Here is a 21,481-nt window from a genome sequence, read left to right on the forward strand (position 1 = left end):
GATGTTTTGGCCCGCGACGATAGCCATGCTCGGTGGTGCGCTGTTCCTCGGCGCCGCCGGTATCTTCCTGCTCGCAATCCAGTACCACCGCCACGGGCGGTTATCCTGGCGTCGCACGCTGACCACCGGTGCCGCGGTGATTTATGGTTTTGGCTTGTTCAGCTACACCATGCTTCCGCTGCCCGAAACACGTACTGCATTTTGCCGGCCGGGGGTTGCCATCCCACAGCTGAATCCGCTGAACTTCCTCAACGACTTCGCCCTATCCTACGAGCTGGGCATGCGTCACTTTTTGACAAGTTTTACGCTGTGGCAGGTCTTATTCAATGTGATCTTGTTCATGCCTTTGGGTATTCTGGCGGTTCGTTGGCTGCGCGGAAATATTCTCCTGGGCACGCTCATCGGACTTACCGCGAGCCTTGCTATCGAGCTGACTCAGTACACCGGCATCTGGGGACTCTATACCTGCGCCTACCGTGTCGCGGATGTGGACGATCTGCTGACCAACACCCTCGGCGCACTCATAGGTTCGATTGTGGCCTACCTGCCGATGTTCAGTTGGCTCACCGGGCCGCGTGAACCGAGCGCCGCGATTGCCGCACCGCGCGCGGTGACCCGGATGCGTCGATTCATGGCCAATGCCTTCGACATAGCTTTCGTGCTTGCCCTGGTAATGCTCACTACCTTTGCGCTGGAAATCGCCGAAAAACTGGGCGCACCGCAGGCTTCATATAATTTGACGGAGCGGTGGATCCCTTCCATCTCGGTGGCGCTGGTCTTCCTGCTCCCCACTCTCGCTCCGGGGCGCGCAAGCCTGGGGCAGCGTTGCGCCTGGATCCGTATCGCCGGAAACAACGCTCGCGAGGTCTCCGCGTGGAAGGCCTTGCTGCGCAGCATCTTGGGTCTCGGCGGAATTTCCTTTGCCTTCCAAATCGCCGATAGCATCTGGGCTGTCAGTCCCTGGGCCTGGCTGAGTTTGCTCGTCCTCGGTTACTTGGTGCTCAGTTCGATCTTCCTGCTCATGGATCGCTCCGGCCAAGGCCTGGCCGGCAGGATCACCGGTACCAAATTCGTCGATCGCCGGATGCGCTAAGCGCGCACCGCACAACGTTCAGCCGATGAGGCTAAAATAGTTCCGGAGCCGGTGCCCGATACCGCAGGCAACTACATTCGCTTTGTTGACGTTCCTATTCATTTCTCGAAAGTAAGGTCTGCCCCGCAGCATGGATAATAAGCCAGAAATTCCGCGCGAACCTCACCGCGCCGTCCTAGGCACCGCCGTCGGCGCTACGGTCTTGATCGCGATCGGTGCATTCGTCCTATCGTTTGCGGCCTTGACCGACCTCGCCGAACGCTCAGGCATCCAGTCGAATCTGGCCTGGATCTGGCCAATCATCATCGACGGCATGATCGTCGCGGCAACGGTAGCGATCGTTGCGCTGAACGGATTCAACCGCAAGGCAATGATCTACCCGTGGTCGCTGTTGTTCTTCGGCGCTATCGTATCCACCGCGGCCAACTCCACCCACGCGATCCTCACCGTCGACTCGATCGTCAACGGTGTGCCACCGCTGGTATCGGCACTTGTCGCCGCCATGCCGCCAATCGTCTTGCTGGCCATCACCCACCTGACCGTGCATATGTACCAGAAGAAGTCCGAGGCCGCGAAGCTCCGCGCCGAGTACGACTACGATGAAGCCGAAGCCAACGCCGAGAAGTACGGCGTCGCATACGATGACGGCTACAACGCCGCACTGACCGACTCCCAGCAGGCCGAAGCCGAACGCGTTGCCCAGCTTGAGCAGGATCACCAGGATGCCATCGCCCGGGCCCGCGCCGAGGCGATTGCCCAGTCCCGTGCCGAAAAGGTCACCCCGCTGAAGCAGACGCAGCCAGCTGGCGCACCGGCCACCGCAGCGAAGCCGAAGAGCGAAGAAAAGGCGCCACTGTACGAAGATATGGCCAAGCGGCTATCCCGTCCGCAGGCCTAAGGTTTCCACCCGCTTAACAGCACACGAAGGAATTATTGCATTTCACCGCATTAGGAGGCATGACTATGGATCAATCGACCAGTAGCATCGAACCGGCACAGTTCAACGACCAGATCGACGAGGCAGTCGCTCGTTTCGAGGCGGTCGGGGCGGAGCTCGACGAGGTGCTCGCTGCGATGAAAATCAAGATCCGTTCGTTGTTCCATGGCAGTGAAGTCCAACCTTTGTTCGTCACCGGGCGGGTGAAGACCCCGGAGTCCTTCCGGGCTAAGGCTTCGCGCCAGCTGCAGGAAACTCCAGAGTCGAGCCCGGTGCTCGAATTCCCGAATCCGCTGCGCGAAATCCACGACATGGTGGGTTTGCGCATCATCGTGATGCTTCCCCACGAAATCCAGCAGGTCGCGACGTTGATCAAGGCGCACCGCGAAGATTTCGATTGCCGCAGCGACCGCGAGAAGGACATCGGTTCGGTGGAATCCGGGACCTATGGCTACTCCTCGCGCCACCTGCTGCTGAAAACCCGCAATGAGCCGAGTGTCTCTAAGTTCCAGGCGGCTCTGGGCAAACCGGTTGTTCCCAGCGGCAACTTCGTCTTCGAGGTCCAAATCCGCACGGTGCTCCAGCATGCCTGGAGCGAAATGGAACACGACATTCGGTTCAAACATCCCGGCGAGGCCGCCTGGAACCCGCAGATCGACAGGCATTTCACCGCCACCTCGGCGATGCTCGAAACCGTTGAAAACTACTTCACCGACATCGACGATCTCTACCACCGGATGAACGGCTACCACGACCGCGAGGGTCTGGGCGCCCAGCAGCTCACGGGTGAGAAGATCGGTGAAATCTGGCAGACCCTGCTGCCACATGTTGACCGTAAACGCGACGACGACTGGTCCTGGGCGGCCGAACTGCTCGGCGCGCACGGCATCGACAAGACCTGGCAGTTGGCCGAGCTCCTGGACGCGAATGTGGTCACCGAGGTCCGCGCGGCCCTGGACCACCGGTATTCACCGGGTCCGGACCGCCTGCTCGACGATGTGCTGCTGTGGCGCTTCGGCAAGGAGCATATCGAAAAGACCAATGGCTCGGATCTGCGCCGCGAGGCGTCACTGCGCCGCCGGTTGATTCAGATGAAGGACTTCCGCTCCACGCAGCGCGGCTAAGCCATAGGCCTCCGCCCGCCACCGATGCCCGGTGGCGGGCGGCTGCTTTCTGCCGCCGGTGTCGATTCGCACACAGTAAGACTTAACCCAGCACAGCGACCGGTAGGATAGTAAAGTTGCCCTTGATAGGGCCAATAGATTTTCCTTACCCCGTTTCGAAAGGGCCACACCATATGATTTCCGTAGCCAACCTTGAGCTACGCGTCGGCGCCCGCTTGCTGATGGACGAAGTAAACTTCCGCATTGACAAGGGCGACAAGATCGGACTGGTGGGTCGTAACGGTGCCGGTAAGACCACCATGACTAAGGTTCTGGCCGGGGAAACCCAGCCAACCGGCGGCGACGTGACAAACAAGGGCTCCATCGGCTACCTGCCGCAGGACCCGAAGACTCCGGATATGGAGCAGCTCGCGCGCGACCGCATCCTCGCGGCCCGTGGGCTGGATATCGTGCTGAACAAGCTTGCCAAGAACCGCGACGAGATGGCCAGCGACGACGCCGCGGTCTCGGCCAAGGCGATGCGCCGCTACGACCGTCTGGAAGCCGAGTTCATGGCCGCCGGCGGTTACGCCGCAGAATCCGAAGCCGCCGCGATTTGTTCGAATCTGGATTTGCCAGAACGCATCCTGGACCAGCCGCTGAGCACGCTCTCCGGTGGCCAGCGCCGCCGCGTGGAGCTCGCCCGAATTCTGTACTCGGATGCCGAAACACTGCTGCTCGACGAGCCGACTAACCACTTGGATGCCGACTCCATCACCTGGCTGCGCGACTTCATCAAGAATTATGCCGGTGGCGTGCTGATGATCAGCCACGATACCGGCCTGCTGGATGCCACCGTGAACAAGGTGCTCTTCCTGGACGCCAACCGCGCCACCGTGGACGTCTACAACATGAACTGGAAGCGCTACCAGATCCAGCGCGAAACCGACGAGCGCGCCCGCAAGCGCGAGCGCGGCAACATCGAGAAGAAGGCTTCGGTCTTGACGGCGCAGGCCAACAAGATGAAGGCCCGTGCCTCCGGTGCCTCCGCCGCCCAGTCGATGCTCAAGCGTGTGGACCGCATGCTCTCGGGACTCGAAGATGTGCGTGCCAACGACCGTGTCGCGGCGTTGCGCTTCCCGGATCCTGCCCCTTGCGGCAAGACCCCGCTGATGGCCGAAGGCCTGTCGAAGGCCTACGGTTCGCTGGAGATCTTCACCGACGTGTCACTGGCGATCGATCGCGGATCAAAGGTAGTCATCCTGGGCCTGAACGGTGCCGGCAAGACCACCTTGCTGCGCATGCTCGCCGGCGTCTCCGAACCGGATACCGGTGAGATCGTCCCGGGCCACGGCCTGAAGATCGGCTACTTCGCCCAGGAGCACGACACCCTGGACACCGAAGCCACCGTGCTGGAGAACATGCGCCGCAACGCGCCCGATCACCTCAACGATGCAGACGTGCGTTCGATCCTCGGCTCGTTCATGTTCGTCGGCGATGACGTGAACAAGTCTGCCGGAGTGCTCTCCGGCGGTGAGAAGACTCGTCTTGCTTTGGCCACCATCGTAGCTTCCAGCGCCAACGTGCTGCTGCTCGATGAGCCAACTAACAACCTGGACCCCGCCTCGCGCGGTGAGGTCCTCGGTGCGCTGTCCACCTTCCCTGGTGCAGTGGTCATGGTCAGCCACGATGAGGGCGCAGTATCCGCTTTGAAGCCTGAACGCGTTGTCATCCTGCCCGATGGCGATGAAGATCTGTTCAACGACGGCTACCTGGAATTGGTTTCGCTGACCTAAACCAGCGACATTCCATGGAAAGGGCCGCACACCACTTGGTGTGCGGCCCTTTTTGGGCTCGCCTCGTGCCATGAAAACGCGACGGAAATACGGGCATAATAGAGTGTCAGTGGCGGGAGAATGCTTCGTGGACCTACTGATCATTTGGACCCTCGCGGCGGGATTGACCGTCATCGTTTTCTACGCGGCATGGAAAGCGCAGCCGGCTCGTTCCGCAGAGCATGCACCAGGCGAGAAGGGTTCACCGCGCAAGCGCATTACCGAGTTGATTGCCTCGTTTGATATGCAGAGCTGGGGCTTGTTCATCGCCGCAATATGTTTTCTTCTCGCTGCTTTGGTGCGAACCATCGGTGCGTTTGACTGAGAGCACTCGTTCCACGCCCCCGGGATTATTGGCATCCCTCGATAGCTCCAGCAGTAACTTTCAGGCGGCCTTCAAAATCATGCGGCGCAAGCAGCATCCGGCTCGGTCCCCAGGCGCTTCGTCCACCGGGCACGGTTCAGGGGATCTTCGCACAAGGTATGAACCACCGGACCCGTAAAGGTTGCTCAAGAGAAATGAACGCAAACCCGAAATCTTGGCGGGCCCAGAACAAGTTCGGAGATTCAACCGCGAATGCTGCAGATCATTTGGGTGTTGGTTCTTCGGTTAACCAGACACGGTTGCTGCAACTCCCGAATAATCAGGTGTCGCAACAACCGTTATAACTCCGCATCCTGCTGGAGACTGAATTCTAGTTGCGCTTAGCGCGATTCACTGGAGGCGCTGGCGTCTCGCGGTTCATCGAGCATTGCATCCTCGTAGGCCTCATCGGTCAGGGAACCATCACGCCTGAACTTCTTCTCCTGCTTCGCGCGCAGCTTACGCACCCGGTGCACCGGTTCGTCGAAGCCCAGCGCCTTCGCCTCGGCTAGCTCGGCGGCATCTTCGGCATTGATCTTTCGCTGTTGTTTCACCGCGTACCAGAAGCCCACGAAGGCAAGCGCGCCGAAGGCGTACCACTGGTAAGAGTAGGACAGGTGCGGTCCTTCATCGGTGTCGGGCTTGTCCAGCGGAAGCGGAGAGGAAGCCGGTGCCGGGTCTTCGGCGTACATGATGCCGTAGGCGCCTTCGGCGATCGGGTATTCAAGATCCTCGGCATAGCCCGGAAGGAAGATGGAGGCTAGCTGGCCCTCGGGGGCACCGCGATCCAGTTTGATTTCCGTTGGCTTCAGGCGAGCCTCCAGAGTGACAGTGCCCGCTGGGGGAGCGGGCACCTCGTCGGGACGTCCGTTTTCGGAGTTGCCGATGGGCAGGTAGCCGCGGTCGATAATGACGGTGGAACCAGTTTCGGTGCGGAAAGGAACTAGCACCTCATAGCCCGGGCGGGCCGCCTTGATGCGGTTACGCACGATGCGAGTGTCTTCGGTGAGATATTGGCCGGTGAGCTTGACCGTCATCCAGGTATCTTCCTCGGGCAGCGCATCAAACTTTGACAGCGCGTCGTTCCCGGATACCGGTTCGGCGTCATAATTGTTGTTCACATGCGTGATCGCGGTGAGAACTTCGGCGCGGCGATCTGCCTGCCACTTGCCAAGGCCAGTACAAGCGGCGGCAAAGATCACGACGAGCAGCAACCAGCCTACCCAGCGGGTACTGGCCAAAAAACGGTACATTTACTGATTAGCTCCTTCGCCCATTGGCAGGGTTTCTTTATAGAGCAAGCGTTCCTTGAGATAGGTTTCCAGCCATCCGCGATGTTCTTGGCAGGCTAACCAGATCTTGCGTCGTTCCGGGGTGTGGATTTTGGGGTTATTCCACAAAAGCTGAAATTCGGCTGGCTGTCGGCATCCCTTGCGGGAGCACTGCACCGGGGCCGGCGCGGCTTCTGCGCCACCGAGTGAACCCAACAGATCCATTTACTGCTCCTTCGGAGTCGCGCTAGGCGGGGTCGGCTCTACGAGCGTGCCGTCGATGATGACCACTTCTGGTTCTTCGACCTCGGTGGCCTGGGCCTTGTTTTCAAGCTGTTCCGGTGCGGGGCCGGTGAAGAACTCCGCCGGCGGTTCGCGCTTTGTCAGATCGGCACCACCGTTGGCGATGACCACCGCGATATAAGGAAGGATGATCGCCCCGGCCAGGAATACCCAGCGTATCCAGCCCTCAAAAAAGAAGGCCAAGATGAAGCACACCATGCGCACGGTCATGGAGATCGTGTATTTGCGTATACGCAGATCGCGCTCGGAGCTATGGGACTCGTGCGCTTCGGTAATGCGATGAACCGGTTGGTCTTTGGGACCGTGGTTCGAGTGCTGATGTGACATGGCTTTCGAACTTCGCTCAACGGGGGTATTTCTGCCTTCATTCTCTCACTTGAGCCTGTGAGAACCGAATTTCTACATGCCGTCGAAGCGGTAATACTGCATGGTAGCTAATAGGATTGTTCTCAGAGTAGCTACTGACCTAAGCAAAGTGCCTGATCTCTCGCCCGCAAACTGATGGTGTGCGGAACTGGCATGGATGGAGAAATACATTGAGCACGGATACCACCAACGGCCGCAGCGTACTGGTCACCGGCGGAAACCGCGGAATCGGCCTAGCCATTGCGCGTTCTTTTGAAGCCAACGGTGACAAGGTAGCGATCACCTACCGCAGTGGCGAGGTACCCGCTGGGCTGCTAGGAGTGAAGGCAGATGTCACCGACTCAGAGTCGATAGACGCGGCCTTTAAAGAGGTTGAAGCGGCTCATGGACCGGTCGAGGTGCTCGTTGCCAACGCAGGTGTTACCAAAGACACTCTCCTGTTGCGCATGAGCGAAGACGACTTCACCTCGGTGATCGACACGAACCTGACAGGCGCCTTCCGCGTGATCAAGCGCGCGACCAAGGGAATGCTGCGTCTGAAGCGCGGGCGCGTAGTGCTGATCTCCTCGGTGGTTGGCCTCTACGGCTCGCCAGGACAGATCAACTACGCCGCCTCCAAGGCAGGACTGGTTGGCATCGCACGTTCGCTGACCCGTGAACTGGGCTCACGCAATATCACCGCCAACGTGGTTGCACCGGGCTTCATCAATACCGAAATGACCGCAGTCCTTCCCGAAGAGACCCAGAAGTCTTACTTGCAGTCCATCCCGGCCAACCGCTTCGCCGAACCTGAAGAGGTCGCCAATGTGGTCCGCTGGGTTGCCAGCGATGAAGCGGCCTACATCTCCGGAGCCGTGATCCCGGTCGATGGCGGCCTGGGCATGGGCCACTAGAACTACCCCCAATCTTCAATCATCCGAAGGAGTAAGAAAAGTTGAGCGAATACAAGGGTGCAATTGTCACCGGTTCTTCCCGCGGCATCGGCGCAGTCACCGCACAGATCCTCGCCGAGCAGGGCATCGGCGTGGTGATCAACTACCGCGCGAAGGCTCCACGAGCTAATAAGATCGTGGCTACCATCGAGGAAAAAGGCGGCAAGGCCGTCGCAGTGGGCTCGGATCTCACCACCGTTGAGGGCCCCCAAGCCTTGGTCGACGCAGCGGTTGAGAACTTCGGTTCCCTCGACGTGCTGGTGCTGAACGCCTCTGGCGGTATGGAAACCTCGTTGGGTGAGAACTACGCGCTGCGTTTGAACCGAGATGCGCAGGTCGCAATGCTTGAAGCTGCCCTGCCAAAGCTGAGCGAAGGTGGCCGCGTGGTCTTCGTGACCAGCCACCAGGCGCACTTCATCAAGCAGGTCTCCACCATGGAAGCCTACGACCAGGTGGCACAGTCCAAGCGTGCAGGTGAAGACGCTTTGCGCGAGTTCATCCCGAAGCTGGCAGAGAAGAACATCGAGTTCGTTGTTGTCTCCGGAGACATGATCGAGGGCACCATCACGGCGACCCTGCTGAACCGCGTTGAACCAGGCGCAATCGAGGCCCGCCGCGAGGCAGCCGGCAAGCTGTACTCCGTCGAGGAATTCGGCGCAGAGGTTGCCAAGATGGTCTTCGCCGATGTGGAATCCGGTCACACCGAGTATGTCGGTGGCGCCGCGGACTTCCTGAAGCAGGCTGGCCAGTAATTATCTGCTAATCAGAGGTGTAAAGCCTGTTGCCCGCTCCCATGAATTGGGAGGGGCAGCAGGCTTTACGCTTCTGGGCAGGGTTTCGAAAAGGGTAGTTGCCCAGTGCAGAATGCTCAGCGACTAGCGTGTCCACTGGTAGGGAGTGGTTGTCGAGACCCGAAGCAGACCGTAGCGTTCGAGGATGGGGCGGGAGTACTCAGTCGAATCGCTATGGATCAGCGTTTTGCCCATCTTCAGTGCGGAGCGTGCACGAGCAGCTGTCAGTGCTCGGTAGATCCCTCTTCCGCGCCATTGCTCAAGGGTTCCACCGCCCCAGATTCCCGCAAATTCAGTGCCTGGAACTGGTTCAAGCCTGCCCGCACTGACGATCTGCCCATCGGCCTCCGCAATCCAGAGTTCCATTCCGTCATTTGTGGCGAGGCGCATTAACAGCGCTTCAGCCTGATGCTCTGAAACCGGATCGCCGAAGGCTTCGTCTTGCATCGCGCTCATGGCACGCACATCTGCCTCGGTTGAGACTTGGCGCAGGCTAACGCCTGGCGGCAACCCGACGTCTACCGCGAGATTCGAAGCCTGCCCAATCATGATGGATTCAGATTCCCCGGCAACAAAACCATTGGCGAGCAATTCTTCATGCAGTCCGGGTGCATGATCGTGACCGCGAGTCTTCCATTCAACTTTGGTGATCTCGGGCGCCAATTCGTAGTGCGCCAATGCCTCGCGGACCAGGCTGGAGAGATCAACTCCGCTGGAAATATCAACGTGCGGGTAAGTGACGAAGCCTCGGCCATTCTGGAAGCTCACCAAACGTAATGGACCGAGCCGGGCCACGCGGATCGCGCTCGGTGTCTCTGCGTCGGTGCGTAGCTGCGTGTCGTAAAAACCAAGAAATTTTCCGGCTAATGCTGAGTCCATGAGTAGGTCCTACCCGCTAAATGATTAAAAAGGGCGTCTTCTGAAATATCAGAAGGCGCCCTAAGAAGTTGAGGTTACGGCTTCTCGCCGCAGACCACCTTGTGCCATGGCTGGTAGGTCCAGCTCTTTACATCAGGTGGCAGAGTCTTCGAACCGTCAACGGTCACACGGTTACGCGTGATATCGATGGTAAAGCCCTTCTGACCGCCGCTTTCAGAAACACAATCCTTAGCGGTGTTGTACTTGGTCTCCGGGTTCGTCTGGTTGTACTTGCCCGAACTCTTCTGGGAGACCTTCCAGTACTTGGTGCTCCACAGGCGGGTGTGAACCCGATCGCCGGACACCCAAGCCTGAATCATTACACCGTAGGGGGAGTTGTTCTTCCAGATCATGTCGACCGAGCCTTCCCAGAGGGTCGCTTCGCGTCCTGCTGGGTAGCGTTCGAACCAGCGGGAGTGCGGCTTGTGGGTGACGTCATCGAAACCGCCAAGGAAGCCGACGTTGTACAACTGGGTGGAGATCTGTGAAAGACCGCCGCCCACTGCCTCGCTGGAGAAACCGTCAACTACGACGCCGGAACCGAAGTAGCCGTTGGCGACGGTGATTGGGCCCAGCGCCTCGAGCAGCGAGAAGTTTTCGCCGGGTTCGACCACGGTGCCGTTGATGCGTTCAGAGCCCGCGCGCAGGTTCTTGGTGCGGACCGTGTCATTGGTCGGGTAGGGGGTCGAGAACTCGACGATTTCTTCCTTGATGCCCAGCTTCTTGGCGTCTTCTGTGGTGAAATCGGCTTCGGAAGCGGTCAAGACAACCTTGGCGGTGCGTTCCTTCGTCTCGGTCGCGGCCAGTACCTTAGCCCCTAGACCCTTGGTCTCAAGTGCGACACCAGCCACCGACTTCGTAATAGTCGGCTTGCCGTTGGCCAAGGTGATGCGTGCATTCTTGGCCGTGCTGCTTAGCTCAGAATTCTTTGTCGCCGCTTCGAAGAGCTTCTTATCGTCCAGAGTGATGGCGGGGGCGTCATCCTTCGGAGTGTAGCTGGCTGCGGCGGCGATCGAGTCAACCGAAATATCGACCTTTTTCTGATCCGAGGTCAAAGTGACTTTGCCCGCGAGCAAGGATTTCACCTGGTCGTCATAGAAGGCTTTCAAGGCATCGGGGGAAATCTTAGGCTTGGTGACGTCGCTGGGCAGCTCAATACCCTCGGCGCCGATTCGCCACTCTTCGCTAAGCAGGTTAGCGGCTTCATCTTGCTTCAAGCTGACGCCGTCCACGGGTGCGACAAGCTTTGCTTTGCCGCTGGCGAAGGTGATCTCACCCTCGGTGACCTCAGCATTAGCCTTTTCGGCCAGGGCCTGAAGCTCCGTGTCAAGCTTTTCTTTGTCTACGTCGACACTTGCGGTGGCGGTGTATTTGCCGGACAGGCGATCTATCAGATCCGCCGGATTAGCTTCGTATCCGGTCAGGTCGGCGACCGTGTCATCGATATTGAGCGTCAGGCCTGCCTTGGCCGGATCAAGTTTGTAGCTCTTCGAATTTACGAGGACCTCGAACGGCTCCGCGGCCAGAGGGGCCACGGACTCACTCAAGGCTACACGTGCTTCGTCCTGGCTCATCGAACCAATATTCACCCCGGCGATGCTCGTATTCGCTGGGATCTGGGCACTCACAAAGGCGGCGCCTCCGAAGTAGAGCGCTGCCGCAGCGACCACGCACGAACCGGTAATGATCCATGGCTTGGCCTTGCCCTTGGAACCGTTGCGAGCGGCGGGTGAGGATGAACTGTCCGGGGAGGGAGTCTGCACTTGTCTGTTAGCTCTTTCGAAAAGCGATTGGGGTCGGGCACAATACCTGAATAATTACTTCCAAGTACAGTAGTGCACCAAAAGAAATACTAACGGGTGGAGCAACCGACACGCTGAGTTGTGTGAGCAATCGCCTGAATTGTTATCGACTTGTTGGATTTCAGGCCTCGAAGTCGTTCAAAACTAGGTCAGCGATCACATCCAGTCGACTGAAATCGATGCGAGCGCCCGCTTGTTCCCGCAAGGCCGGCTTAGCATTAAACGCTACACCCAGCCCCGCGGCGCTGACCATGTCTAAATCGTTGGCACCATCTCCGGCGGCAATCGTTGCTTCCATACCGATGCCGTGTTCAGCGGCCCAAGCGCGCAGCATCTTTTCCTTCATGGCGCGATCCACGATCTGACCGTGCACCGTGCCGTCCAGTAGCCCAGCCTTGATTCCCAAATTATTTGCCAACGCGTGGTCCAGTTTGAGCTCTGCTGCCAGCGGGTCGAGGATCTGCTGGAATCCGCCGGAGACAACGCCAACGATGTGCCCAGCCGCATGGAAGCGCTGCACGAGTTCGCGTGCGCCATCGGAGTACACAACGCGCGCAATGACTTCGCTCAAGACGGTATCTGGCAGGTCTTTCAGGGTGGCCACTCGCTGAATCAGCGACTGGGCGAAGTCCAATTCTCCTCGCATTGCGGCTTCGGTGACCGCAGCGACCTCCTCTTCGCGGCCTGCATGTGCCGCAAGCAATTCGATGACTTCCTGCTTGATCAGGGTTGAGTCGACATCCATCAGTAGTAGCACGCGTGGCGCATCAGTCAGTGCGGAATCCACTACCGTCACGCAGGCATCCGATGCCTTAATCGCGCCGGACGCAATGTAGGCATCAAATATCTCTTGTGCTTTGACGCGCAAGGCGGTCGAGTCGGCATTCTCGAAACGAGCCTTAGCCACCAGGCGCTCTGCCGATTGCTGCACATTAAAGGTGGCTTCTGGGGAAAGAGGCATCGCATTGCCTAGATGGTCAATGAGCGAATCGAATGATTCGCGGGGCAGTGCCGGGCGGGAAACGAGGGTCAAAGTTGAAGCCATGAAACTATTTTCGTCTCTGGGGCCGAGTACGACCAAACATGACGGCCGGTTCGCCCCACCGGCAATAAGGTCAATGCACTTGTACAAGTTAGTTGTATAATCATTAGATGGCCAGTTATCCATTGGATCCCGAATTGCCCGTAGACCTCCTCGACGCGATCTACCCCTTGCTGGGATTGCTCAACTCGGTGCGCACCATCTCTGCGGGCAAGCTTGGCATCTTGTCCCTGGCCGCAGAGCAGGGGAAAATATCTGCGGCTGACATGAAAGACAGGCTTGCGGTCAGCCAGCAAGCGATATCTGTAGCCGCCAAAGAACTGGTCGAGATGGGATTGCTCGCACGCGACAAAGACCCCGCGGACCTTCGTCGCACCTGGTTTCGGCTCACCGATGCCGGAACTAAAAAACTCTATATCGAACGCGCACAGGCTCGCACCATACTGGCGGAGGCAATCAGCGCCAAGCTCGGACACAACGAACAGCTCGCCATCCGCCAAGCTATCCCTGCCCTGACGCAGATTTCTCGGGCCACAGATGAGCCAAGGTAATCCTCGGCTAGTCCCGGCCCTGATCTTCGCCGCTCTGTCCACCGCGATTGTCAGTTCGCTGGGCATGCTGCTCGTCCCTTCGATTGCGGAAACCTACGAAATTTCGGTCAGCTCGGCCCAATGGATGCTGACGGTGAACCTCTTGGCCGGTGCCATTGCCACACCTGTGATGGGCCGGCTCAGCGACGGTCCGCATAAGAAAACATTGCTACTGGTTTCGCTGATCATTATTCTGTTCGGTTCGGTACTTGCCGCGCTCGCTCCGAATTTTGCGACCTTCCTCATCGGGCGTTCCATGCAGGGACTGACCTACGGAATAGTGCCGGTCACCATTGCCCTTGCCAGACGATATGCAAACCCTGCCACCGTGCATCATTCGATCTCGACTCTCTCGGTGACGGTCGCCACCGGAATCGGCATCGGTTACCCACTGACCGGTGTGGTTGCCGGACTATGGAGTTTCAAATGGGCTTTCTGGTTCGCTGCCGTGTTCGTCTTCATCGTGATCTTCGTGGTGCTGCGCATTATCCCCAACGGCCCCGATGAAAATGCACCCCGAACAAATTTCGATTTCCTCGGCGCACTGCTGCTAGCGGCGGGTCTCGGGCTGTTGCTGCTGGGAATCAGTGAAGGCTCGCACTGGGGCTGGGTCTCAATCCCCACCGCCACAGTGCTGCTGGCAGCGCTGATCCTCCTGACCATCTGGGTGAAGGTCGAACTGCGTGTGGCGCACCCGCTGATCAATTTAAACACCTTGCGTCAGGGCGAGGTGCTATTGGCAAACTTTGCTGCTATCGGGCTGGGCGCGGCCTTATACATCGGAATGTCGGTAGCCAGCTTGGTTGCCCAAGCGCCAGCCACCACCGACTTCGGACTGGCCCTGCCGGTATTCTGGGCAGGCTTTGTCATCATGCCGCTCTCGGTGGGAAGCCTCGTGGCCAACCGATTGGTGCGCCGTTTTGGCCACCACCTCGGATACGCCGCACTGCTACCGATCGGCGCGGTGCTCTTCGCCGCGGCGGCCACCTTCCTGTGGCTCGCCCATTCTGCGCTGTGGGAACTGCTGCTGGGCATGCTGGTTTTCGGTTTGGGAATGGGGGCCAGCTACGCGGCGATGCCGGCGCTGATTGCGCGGAGCGTGGCGGCCGAACAGCTGGGAAGTTCGGTCAGCTTCAATCAGGTGCTGCGCACCGTGGGCAGTTCCTTCGGAACCGCGGTTTCCGCGGCGATCATCGCCATGCATGCAAGTGCTGGCGGGGCTACCACGGGTGAAGGTGTAAACCTCACCTTCGCGGTGAGCGCCTTCGGGTGCATATTGCTCAGCCTGTGCTTGGTGATCCACTTCTTCTACAAGGCTCGAAAACATCGCGCTTAGGCTGGCCTCCGGGTCTCGGTCGGTCCGCCGCGGGCAGTGGAGTCTTATTCCACATCAACAATGGTGTTTCCAATTAGTGAATCAGAGAACGAAAGTCTAGGCTTAAAAACCATGAGCGAAGTGCTATCTTTCAACGATGTCAGCGTGGTGCGCGGGGGTAAAAACCTGCTCAAGGACGTGTCCTGGGAAGTCAAAGAAGGCCAGCGGTGGATTGTGCTGGGTCCTAATGGCGCCGGTAAATCGACCCTGATGAACATTGCAGCCACCCGTCTGCATCCCTCCCGCGGTACCGCGGGTATTCTGGGTGAAACCATGGGCAAGGTCGACGTTTTCGAACTGCGACCGCTGATCGGCTTGAGCTCGGCATTGGTCGCCAACGCCATTCCGGGCAACGAGACCGCGCTGAATGTGGTCCTCACTGCCGCATACGGGATGACCGGACGCTGGCGTGAGCAGTACGAACGCCTCGACGAACGCCGTGCCTTCTCGATGCTCCACCAGTGGGGCATGTCCACCTTCATGAACCAGCCATTTGGCAAGCTTTCCGAAGGTGAGCGCAAACGCGTACTTATTGCCCGTGCGCTGATGACCGATCCGGAATTGCTGATTCTCGACGAACCAGCCGCCGGCTTGGATCTCGCCGGACGCGAAGAGCTGGTCACCAAGCTCACCGAGCTTGCCTCCGACGAGGACTCCCCGGCCCTGGTGCTGGTAACCCACCACCTGGAAGAAATCCCGCCAGGGTTCACCCATATCTTGATGCTCAAAGACGGCGAAGTAGTTGCTTCGGGCGATCTTGCCTCCACCCTCACCGAGGAAAACCTCAAGGCAACCTACGGGATGGAGCTGAGCATGCGCGAAGAAGCCGGCCGCTACTCCGCTGTCGCGCGTCGCCAAAACTAAGGACAAGGCTGAACCGTGATCGAATTTTGGCGTGAAGCGCTAGTACTGCTCGGCGGCCTGTGGGCGGGAACGATCAATACGGTAGTGGGTTCGGGCACGCTGGTGACCTTCCCCATCCTGGTCGCACTGGGAATTACCCCGGTGAATGCGGTGGTTTCCAACGCGATGGGCCTGGTTGCCGGAGGTTTCTCCGGAGCCTGGGGCTACCGCCGGGAAGCCGCAAGCGTCAAGAAGACCTTGCTGAAACTGGTGCCGGTCTCCCTGGTTGGCGGCCTGATCGGTTCTCTCCTGCTGCTGAACCTGCCCGAATCGGTTTTCGGTGTCGTCGCACCGGTGCTGCTGCTATGCGCCTTGGTGCTGGTGATTTACCAGCCAAAGCTCGCCGCCTGGGCCAAGACCCGGCAGGCGGAGCATGGCGGAAGCGACCCGGATGACGCAGACCGGGCCAAGATCCCGCTGATTCTCTACGTGCTGGTCTTCGTCATCGGCGTTTACGGCGGATACTTCACCGCCGCTCAGGGCGTATTGCTCATGGCGGTTTTCGGTGTCTTCCTCCAAGCATCGCTGCAGCAATCCAACGCGATCAAGGTGATCCTTTCCCTGATCGTGAACCTGGTTGCCGCCGGGATCTATTTGCTGATCGCACCGGAACGCATCCATTGGCTGATCGTCCTGCTGATCGCCGTGGGCTCGCTGATTGGCGGGTTGATCGGTGCGAAAGTGGGCCGTAAGCTTTCCCCGGGATGGCTGCGCCTGGTCATCGTCATCCTGGGCGTCGTTGCCTTGACGAACATGCTCTACAAGTTGGTGGCCGGTGCCTGAGATCACGAACCCCGAGCGCATCTTGCGGGTAGAGGATCTTCATGAGGATGCGCGCTTGGACGAATACCTGCGGCTCTCCGAAGCCCATCTGCGCATGCGCACCGATGTGGAAAATGGCTTATATATCGCCGAAAGCACCACGGTGGTCAACCGCGCCATCAATGCCGGCCACGTGCCGCGCAGCTTCCTGCTTGCCGAAAAGCATTTGGGCCAACTCACCGAAGAGTTCGAACGCTTTCCCGAAGCGCCGATCTTCATCGGCGACGACCAGCAACTCCAAGACTTGGTGGGCTTCCATCTGCACCGCGGCGCGATGGCCTCGATGAACCGTCCGGCACCGCTGGACCTGAGTGAAGTGCTCACCGCCAGCTCGCGGATCGCGATCCTCGAAGACGTCGCCGATCACACCAATCTCGGTGCGATCATGCGTTCTGCATCCGGTTTAGGCGTCGACGCGGTGCTGATCACTCCGAAGTGCGTTGACCCCTGGTATCGGCGCAGTGCGCGCGTTTCCATGGGCACCGTATTCGATCTGCCCTGGGTGCGGTTGAACTCTTGGCCGGAGGATATCCAAATACTCAAGGAGCATGGCTACACGATGCTGGCCATGGAACTGACCGAGGACGCGGTGCCGCTCAACGCAGTCGAGATTACCCAAGCGAAGAAATTCGCGATGGTCCTGGGCAACGAAGGCAGGGGAGTAGCGGAGCAGACCCTGGCCTTGGTTGACCAGGCGGTGATGATCCCGATGCACCGCGAAGTCTCCTCGCTGAACGTGGGCGCGGCCAGCGCAATTGCCTTCTGGCACCTGTGCTCCGCACCACGCAATTGAGTTTCGCAGAACTTGGCTTTGTGAGATAGGATGGAATGTCTGTGTATCGACTACTGGTCGAGGTCGCAGACTAATTTTCCGAGCAAGTAGCTGCTGGCAAAATCCAGTGGCCATAAACCAAAAGGTGTATAGCTATGAAGGCTGATATTCATCCACAGTACGGTCCAGTTGTCTTCAACGACCTGGCTTCCGGCGAGCAGTTCCTGACCCGTTCGACCCGTTCGTCGGACAAGACCGTCGAGTGGGCAGATGGCAACGTCTACCCAATCGTCGACGTCGAAATTTCGGCTGCATCGCACCCGTTCTACACCGGTAAGCAGCGCATCATGGACACCGCTGGCCGTGTCGAGCGCTTCAACGCCCGCTTCAAGGGCTTCGGCGGCAAGAAGTAATTCTTCGCCCCTCGCGAGCTTTGAACGGCGCGATTCCAGTTTGACTGGAATCGCGCCGTTTGCTCTTTAACCCGCCGCCAACCTCAGACGATAGAATCGTCATATGAAGCATCATGGCGAATACAAGGTAGTCGGCGGCAAATTAGTCGTCGTAGATCTCGAAAGCATTAACGGGGTGATCGCCAACTCCTCGGTAAACGGCGACTTCTTCCTGGAACCGGACGAAGCCCTGGAAGATCTCAACGCGGCCCTCGACGGGCTGCCCACCGAAGCCAGCCACGGCACGATCCGCGACGCGGTCAAAGCGAACCTGCGCGAAGGCGCGGTGATGTTCGGCTTCGACGCCGATGCCGTGGCCCGCGCGGTACGCCGCAGCTTAGGCCACGCGACCAAATGGGAAGACCACCAGTGGGAAATCCTCGGTCCGCAAATCATCCCAGTGGCCGAACAAGTAGCCCTGGATGAGGTGCTCACCCGGCAAATCGCCAAGGGGGAGCGCAAACCTACCATCCGTTTCTGGGATTGGGACGAATCCGCGGTGGTTATCGGTTCCTTCCAGTCCCTGAAGAACGAGGTGGACCTGGAACAGGCCAGGCACCACGGCATTAAGGTGGTTCGCCGCATCTCCGGCGGCGGCGCGATGTTCATGGAGGCAGGGAACTGCATCACCTATTCGCTGTACGCCCCGGACTCACTGGTCGATGGAATGAGCTTCGCAGATTCCTACCCGTTCCTCGACGACTGGGTTATGCAGGCCCTGGAATCGGTGGGAATCAAGGCGCACTACAAGCCGCTCAACGATATTGCCACCGCCAGCGGGAAAATCGGCGGAGCAGCGCAAAAACGCCTGGCTAACGGCGCGCTGCTGCACCACGTGACCATGAGCTATGACATCGATGCGCAGAAGATGGTCCAGGTGCTGCGCATCGGCCGCGAAAAGATCTCCGACAAGGGAATCACCTCGGCGGTGAAGCGCGTGGATCCACTCAAGACGCAGACCGCGCAGGACCGGATGCAGATTATTTCGACGATGATGGACACCTTCGCCAAGCGCACCGGCGCTACCCGCAGGCAGCTCGACGAGCAGACGCGAAAAGCCGCCCAGGACCTGGCCGAATCGAAATTCGACACCGAGGCCTGGACGGCTCGCGTACCATAAAGCCAGCGTTTTTTAGCGGCTGATCCGGCTGAAGGACTGCGCCTGCAAGCTGCGCTGAAGCTCTGCACGTTCCTCGATCAGGATGCGTTGCAGGGCGGCCGGCGCCGCCTGATGCGCTTCAAGCCAAGCGTTGGCCGCAAGCAGCGTCGGGTTCTGCGCCGGGTCGCCGGTCAGATCCTGTGTGCCCGGGTAGAGCCCCTCGATCACGCGCGTGGCGAATTCCATGCTCATTGTTTCGAAGACGGGCAGAATGGCGGTCCAGTACCGCTGCTGGCAGTCGGCCAGAAGGCTCGCGGATCCCATGGAGAACCCCTGGGCGATCGCGGAGAGCGCATCATTGGACAGCGGACCGTTGTCGTCGTGGCCCATCAGCACCGTGTCGAAAGCCGCTTCCTTGACCTCGGCAACTGGTCGGGCGGCCAACGCGGTGCGCACCGAATTCTGTGCGACGCTGCTCGGGTTGGCCTTCGCCGCCTCATGCATTCGGGCCTCGGCGGCGGCGTCCATCCGGCCGGAAGCCGCGAGGGCGATATAACTGGCCCAGCGCAGCTGCTCGTCGACGGTGACTTGATAGGGATTGGGCTCCGCGGCGAGGAAGGAATCGATGACTTCCGCCGACACTCCGGCCCGCGCCAGACGCGCCAGCGTGCGTGCGGTGGTGGTTTGCTGATCGCTGCCGGACTGGAAATCGCCGAGCCAGCCGGTGAGCATCTGCGCCGCCCGTTCGCGCAACGCGGCGCGAAGTTCGGGGGCGACATACTTGGAGATCGAGGTGGCCAGCTGATCGAGCAGCATCGAGAACACCCCCGAGTCCTCGATGGTGTGGGCGTGCTCCAAGATCGCCGCCACATAGCTTTGCGCATCGAGTTTTCCCTGGCGGACCGCATCCCAGAGTGAAGCCCAGCAGGTGGCGCGCGGCAAGGACTCCTGCAAAGCCCCCAAATTCTCCAGCAGGGTCTTCAGTGAGCGCTCATCAAATTCGATCAACGCGTAGGTTTCATCCCCATCGTTGGGCAGCAGCAGGTCCGGGACGCTGCGTCCGATCAGGAACTCCAAATTGACGCTGGCACCCAGCAGTTCCACACGCTTGGATTCGGTGCGTTCCAATCGGCCAGCGCGCAAGGTGTAGGCGCCGACACTCAATACATGCGGACGGATGATCTGCTCGCCGCTGATTGGATCGATGCCGCGTTGCTCCAGCGCCGCGGAGGTGATGAGCCCCGCCTGGTCCACGGTGTATTCAACCGCGAGCTTCGGCACCCCGCTGGTCTTCAGCCAGGCGTCGGCCCAACCGCGCATATCGCGTCCGCTGGCCTTTTCCAGGGCCTGCAGGAAGTCTTCCAGCGAGGTATTGCCGTACGCGTGCTCCCGGAAGTAGGCGCGCGCCGCATCGCGGAATGCCTCTGCGCCCACGAAGGCGGCCAGCTGCTTGAGCACGCTGGCGCCCTTGGCGTAGGTAATGCCGTCGAAATTCTGGTCCGCGGCCAACAGATCCGGAATATCGGCCACGATCGGGTGGGTGGTCGGCATCTGGTCTGCCACATAGGCCCAGGCCTTGCGGCGGGCGGCGAAGGTGGTCCATGCGGTGGTGAAGTCGGTGGCCTCGTCATTGGCCAGCGTGCCGATGTAGTCGGCGAAGGACTCCTTGAGCCACAGGTCGTCCCACCATCTCATGGTGACCAGGTCGCCGAACCACATATGCGCCATCTCGTGCATCAGGGTGTTGGCGCGTTGCTCATGCTGCGCCTCGGTGGCGTGCGAGGTGAACACGTAGCGTTCGGTGAAGGTCACCAGTCCGGGGTTTTCCATGGCACCGAGGTTGTACTCGGGTACGAAGGCCGAATCGTACTTCCCCCATGGGTAGGGGAAGTCGAACAGTTCGTGGAAGTAGTTCAGTCCCTGGCTGGTCAGCTTCAGAATCTCTTCGCCATCGAAGTGCTCGGCCAGCGAGGCGCGGCAGGTGGCCGCCATCTCGATGTTCAGCTCTTCGCCGTCCGCCAGCTTCTGCAGGTGCGTTCCGCGCACCACGTGGTAGGGGCCGGCGAGCACCGCGGTGATGTAGCTGGAGATCGGAGCGGTCGGCGCGCAGGCAACGGTTTTGGTGCCGTCGCCATTGTTGACCTCGTCAACGATCTGCTGGTTGCTGGCCAGATGCCAGGCCTCCGGGCCGGTGAGGGTGAAGCGGTAGCTGGTCTTCAGATCGGGCTGTTCGAAGCAGGCGAAAACCCGCCGCGCCTCGGAGGGCTCGAACTGCGTGTAGAGATAGGTCTGTCCATCTTGCGGATCCACAAAGCGGTGCAAGCCTTCGCCGGAGCGTGAATAGATCGAGCGTCCGGTGATCCGCACGGTGTTCGGTGCGTCGGTGCGCAAGCCGCTCAGATAGATGCGTGCGTCGAGCACCGCATCCGCTACCGGGATTTCGGACCCGTTGAGCACAATGCTTTGAATCGACTCGTGTATGTAGTCGATGAAGGTTTCGGGGGAGGCCGCCGAGAAGCTCAGCGTCGTGACCGCTGCGTAGGAAGTTTCTTCCTCGGCGGTGGCGTTGCTCAGATCAAGCTCGACTTCTGCGAAGTGCCAGCTGATGCTGGCGGCCCGCCAGGCTGCCTCATCGCGTCGCAGGTTCTCATTGGGTGCATAGCGTTCTAATGTGTCCACCCTTACAGCTTAGCTGTGAAATAAATGTTTGA

Annotated in this window: 21 protein-coding genes; 14 read left to right on the forward strand and 7 right to left on the reverse strand. The window is 59.6% G+C overall.

Annotated elements, in window-relative coordinates:
* The first annotated feature begins 1 nt into the window (after position 1).
* The 5 genes from LG294_RS08100 (at position 2) to LG294_RS08120 (ending at position 5,293) form a co-directional block, all read left to right on the forward strand.
* Entirely contained in the window at positions 2–1,093 is a 1,092-nt protein-coding gene (locus LG294_RS08100) for a VanZ family protein (RefSeq protein ID WP_404291229.1), read from the forward strand.
* Between the two features lie 130 nt (positions 1,094–1,223).
* Complete coding sequence (locus LG294_RS08105; protein ID WP_404291231.1) at positions 1,224–1,991, forward strand: DUF2637 domain-containing protein; 768 nt, start codon at positions 1,224–1,226, stop codon at positions 1,989–1,991.
* Between the two features lie 65 nt (positions 1,992–2,056).
* The gene (locus LG294_RS08110) at positions 2,057–3,154 is read left to right on the forward strand and encodes a GTP pyrophosphokinase family protein (protein WP_404291692.1); all 1,098 of its coding nucleotides are present in this window, start codon (positions 2,057–2,059) and stop codon (positions 3,152–3,154) included.
* Between the two features lie 173 nt (positions 3,155–3,327).
* Positions 3,328–4,929, forward strand: a complete 1,602-nt coding sequence (locus tag LG294_RS08115; RefSeq protein ID WP_404291233.1) for an ABC-F family ATP-binding cassette domain-containing protein — start codon at positions 3,328–3,330, stop codon at positions 4,927–4,929.
* Between the two features lie 127 nt (positions 4,930–5,056).
* Positions 5,057–5,293: a hypothetical protein gene (locus LG294_RS08120; protein ID WP_404291235.1), complete on the forward strand. Its 237-nt coding sequence runs from the start codon at positions 5,057–5,059 to the stop codon at positions 5,291–5,293.
* Positions 5,294–5,673: 380 nt separating this feature from the next.
* Here LG294_RS08120 and LG294_RS08125 read toward each other — a convergent pair whose 3' ends face one another.
* Genes LG294_RS08125 through LG294_RS08135 form a run of 3 tightly spaced genes read right to left on the reverse strand, consistent with a single transcriptional unit; the run spans position 5,674 to position 7,233 of the window.
* Positions 5,674–6,585 (reverse strand): SURF1 family protein, encoded by a 912-nt coding sequence (locus LG294_RS08125; RefSeq protein ID WP_404291237.1) that lies wholly within the window; start codon positions 6,583–6,585, stop codon positions 5,674–5,676.
* A complete protein-coding gene (locus LG294_RS08130; protein WP_404291239.1) occupies positions 6,586–6,828 on the reverse strand; it encodes an acetone carboxylase in 243 nt (80 codons plus the stop codon).
* A complete protein-coding gene (locus LG294_RS08135; RefSeq protein ID WP_404291241.1) occupies positions 6,829–7,233 on the reverse strand; it encodes a DUF3099 domain-containing protein in 405 nt (134 codons plus the stop codon). It lies immediately after the preceding gene.
* A 209-nt stretch (positions 7,234–7,442) separates the two neighbouring features.
* Here LG294_RS08135 and LG294_RS08140 point away from each other — a divergent pair, with 209 nt between their 5' ends.
* Both LG294_RS08140 and LG294_RS08145 read left to right on the forward strand, forming a co-directional pair.
* The gene (locus LG294_RS08140) at positions 7,443–8,165 is read left to right on the forward strand and encodes a beta-ketoacyl-ACP reductase (RefSeq protein WP_404291243.1); all 723 of its coding nucleotides are present in this window, start codon (positions 7,443–7,445) and stop codon (positions 8,163–8,165) included.
* Between the two features lie 41 nt (positions 8,166–8,206).
* On the forward strand, positions 8,207–8,956 hold the full coding sequence (locus tag LG294_RS08145) for an SDR family oxidoreductase (protein WP_404291245.1): 750 nt from the start codon (positions 8,207–8,209) through the stop codon (positions 8,954–8,956).
* Positions 8,957–9,079: 123 nt separating this feature from the next.
* Here LG294_RS08145 and LG294_RS08150 read toward each other — a convergent pair whose 3' ends face one another.
* The 3 genes from LG294_RS08150 to serB form a co-directional block, all read right to left on the reverse strand.
* On the reverse strand, positions 9,080–9,874 hold the full coding sequence (locus tag LG294_RS08150) for a GNAT family N-acetyltransferase (RefSeq protein WP_404291247.1): 795 nt from the start codon (positions 9,872–9,874) through the stop codon (positions 9,080–9,082).
* 74 nt (positions 9,875–9,948) lie between these two features.
* Positions 9,949–11,676, reverse strand: coding sequence for a VanW family protein (locus tag LG294_RS08155; RefSeq protein WP_404291249.1), 1,728 nt, complete (start codon positions 11,674–11,676; stop codon positions 9,949–9,951).
* A 160-nt stretch (positions 11,677–11,836) separates the two neighbouring features.
* Positions 11,837–12,760, reverse strand: a complete 924-nt coding sequence (gene serB / locus LG294_RS08160) for a phosphoserine phosphatase SerB (RefSeq protein ID WP_404291251.1) — start codon at positions 12,758–12,760, stop codon at positions 11,837–11,839.
* A gap of 107 nt (positions 12,761–12,867) precedes the next feature.
* Here serB and LG294_RS08165 point away from each other — a divergent pair, with 107 nt between their 5' ends.
* The 7 genes from LG294_RS08165 (at position 12,868) to LG294_RS08195 (ending at position 18,791) form a co-directional block, all read left to right on the forward strand.
* Positions 12,868–13,308, forward strand: a complete 441-nt coding sequence (locus tag LG294_RS08165) for a winged helix DNA-binding protein (RefSeq protein WP_404291253.1) — start codon at positions 12,868–12,870, stop codon at positions 13,306–13,308.
* A complete protein-coding gene (locus LG294_RS08170) occupies positions 13,295–14,683 on the forward strand; it encodes an MFS transporter (protein ID WP_404291255.1) in 1,389 nt (462 codons plus the stop codon). The genes LG294_RS08165 and LG294_RS08170 overlap by 14 nt, the downstream gene beginning before the upstream one ends.
* Positions 14,684–14,794: 111 nt before the next feature.
* Positions 14,795–15,586, forward strand: coding sequence for an ABC transporter ATP-binding protein (locus LG294_RS08175; RefSeq protein ID WP_404291257.1), 792 nt, complete (start codon positions 14,795–14,797; stop codon positions 15,584–15,586).
* A gap of 18 nt (positions 15,587–15,604) precedes the next feature.
* Positions 15,605–16,408 carry a sulfite exporter TauE/SafE family protein gene (locus LG294_RS08180; RefSeq protein ID WP_404291694.1) on the forward strand — a complete coding sequence of 268 codons (804 nt, stop codon included), beginning with the start codon at positions 15,605–15,607 and terminating at the stop codon, positions 16,406–16,408.
* Positions 16,401–17,240: a TrmH family RNA methyltransferase gene (locus LG294_RS08185; protein WP_404291259.1), complete on the forward strand. Its 840-nt coding sequence runs from the start codon at positions 16,401–16,403 to the stop codon at positions 17,238–17,240. Before LG294_RS08180 ends, LG294_RS08185 begins: the two co-directional genes overlap by 8 nt.
* Positions 17,241–17,374: 134 nt before the next feature.
* Complete coding sequence (locus LG294_RS08190; protein WP_404291261.1) at positions 17,375–17,632, forward strand: type B 50S ribosomal protein L31; 258 nt, start codon at positions 17,375–17,377, stop codon at positions 17,630–17,632.
* Between the two features lie 103 nt (positions 17,633–17,735).
* Positions 17,736–18,791: a biotin/lipoate A/B protein ligase family protein gene (locus LG294_RS08195; RefSeq protein ID WP_404291263.1), complete on the forward strand. Its 1,056-nt coding sequence runs from the start codon at positions 17,736–17,738 to the stop codon at positions 18,789–18,791.
* A gap of 12 nt (positions 18,792–18,803) precedes the next feature.
* Here LG294_RS08195 and pepN read toward each other — a convergent pair whose 3' ends face one another.
* Entirely contained in the window at positions 18,804–21,449 is a 2,646-nt protein-coding gene (pepN, locus tag LG294_RS08200) for an aminopeptidase N (protein ID WP_404291265.1), read from the reverse strand.
* Positions 21,450–21,481 lie beyond the last annotated feature (32 nt).

Origin of the sequence: Glutamicibacter arilaitensis, assembly GCF_044793945.1 — a bacterium.
GTDB lineage: Bacteria > Actinomycetota > Actinomycetes > Actinomycetales > Micrococcaceae > Glutamicibacter > Glutamicibacter arilaitensis_B.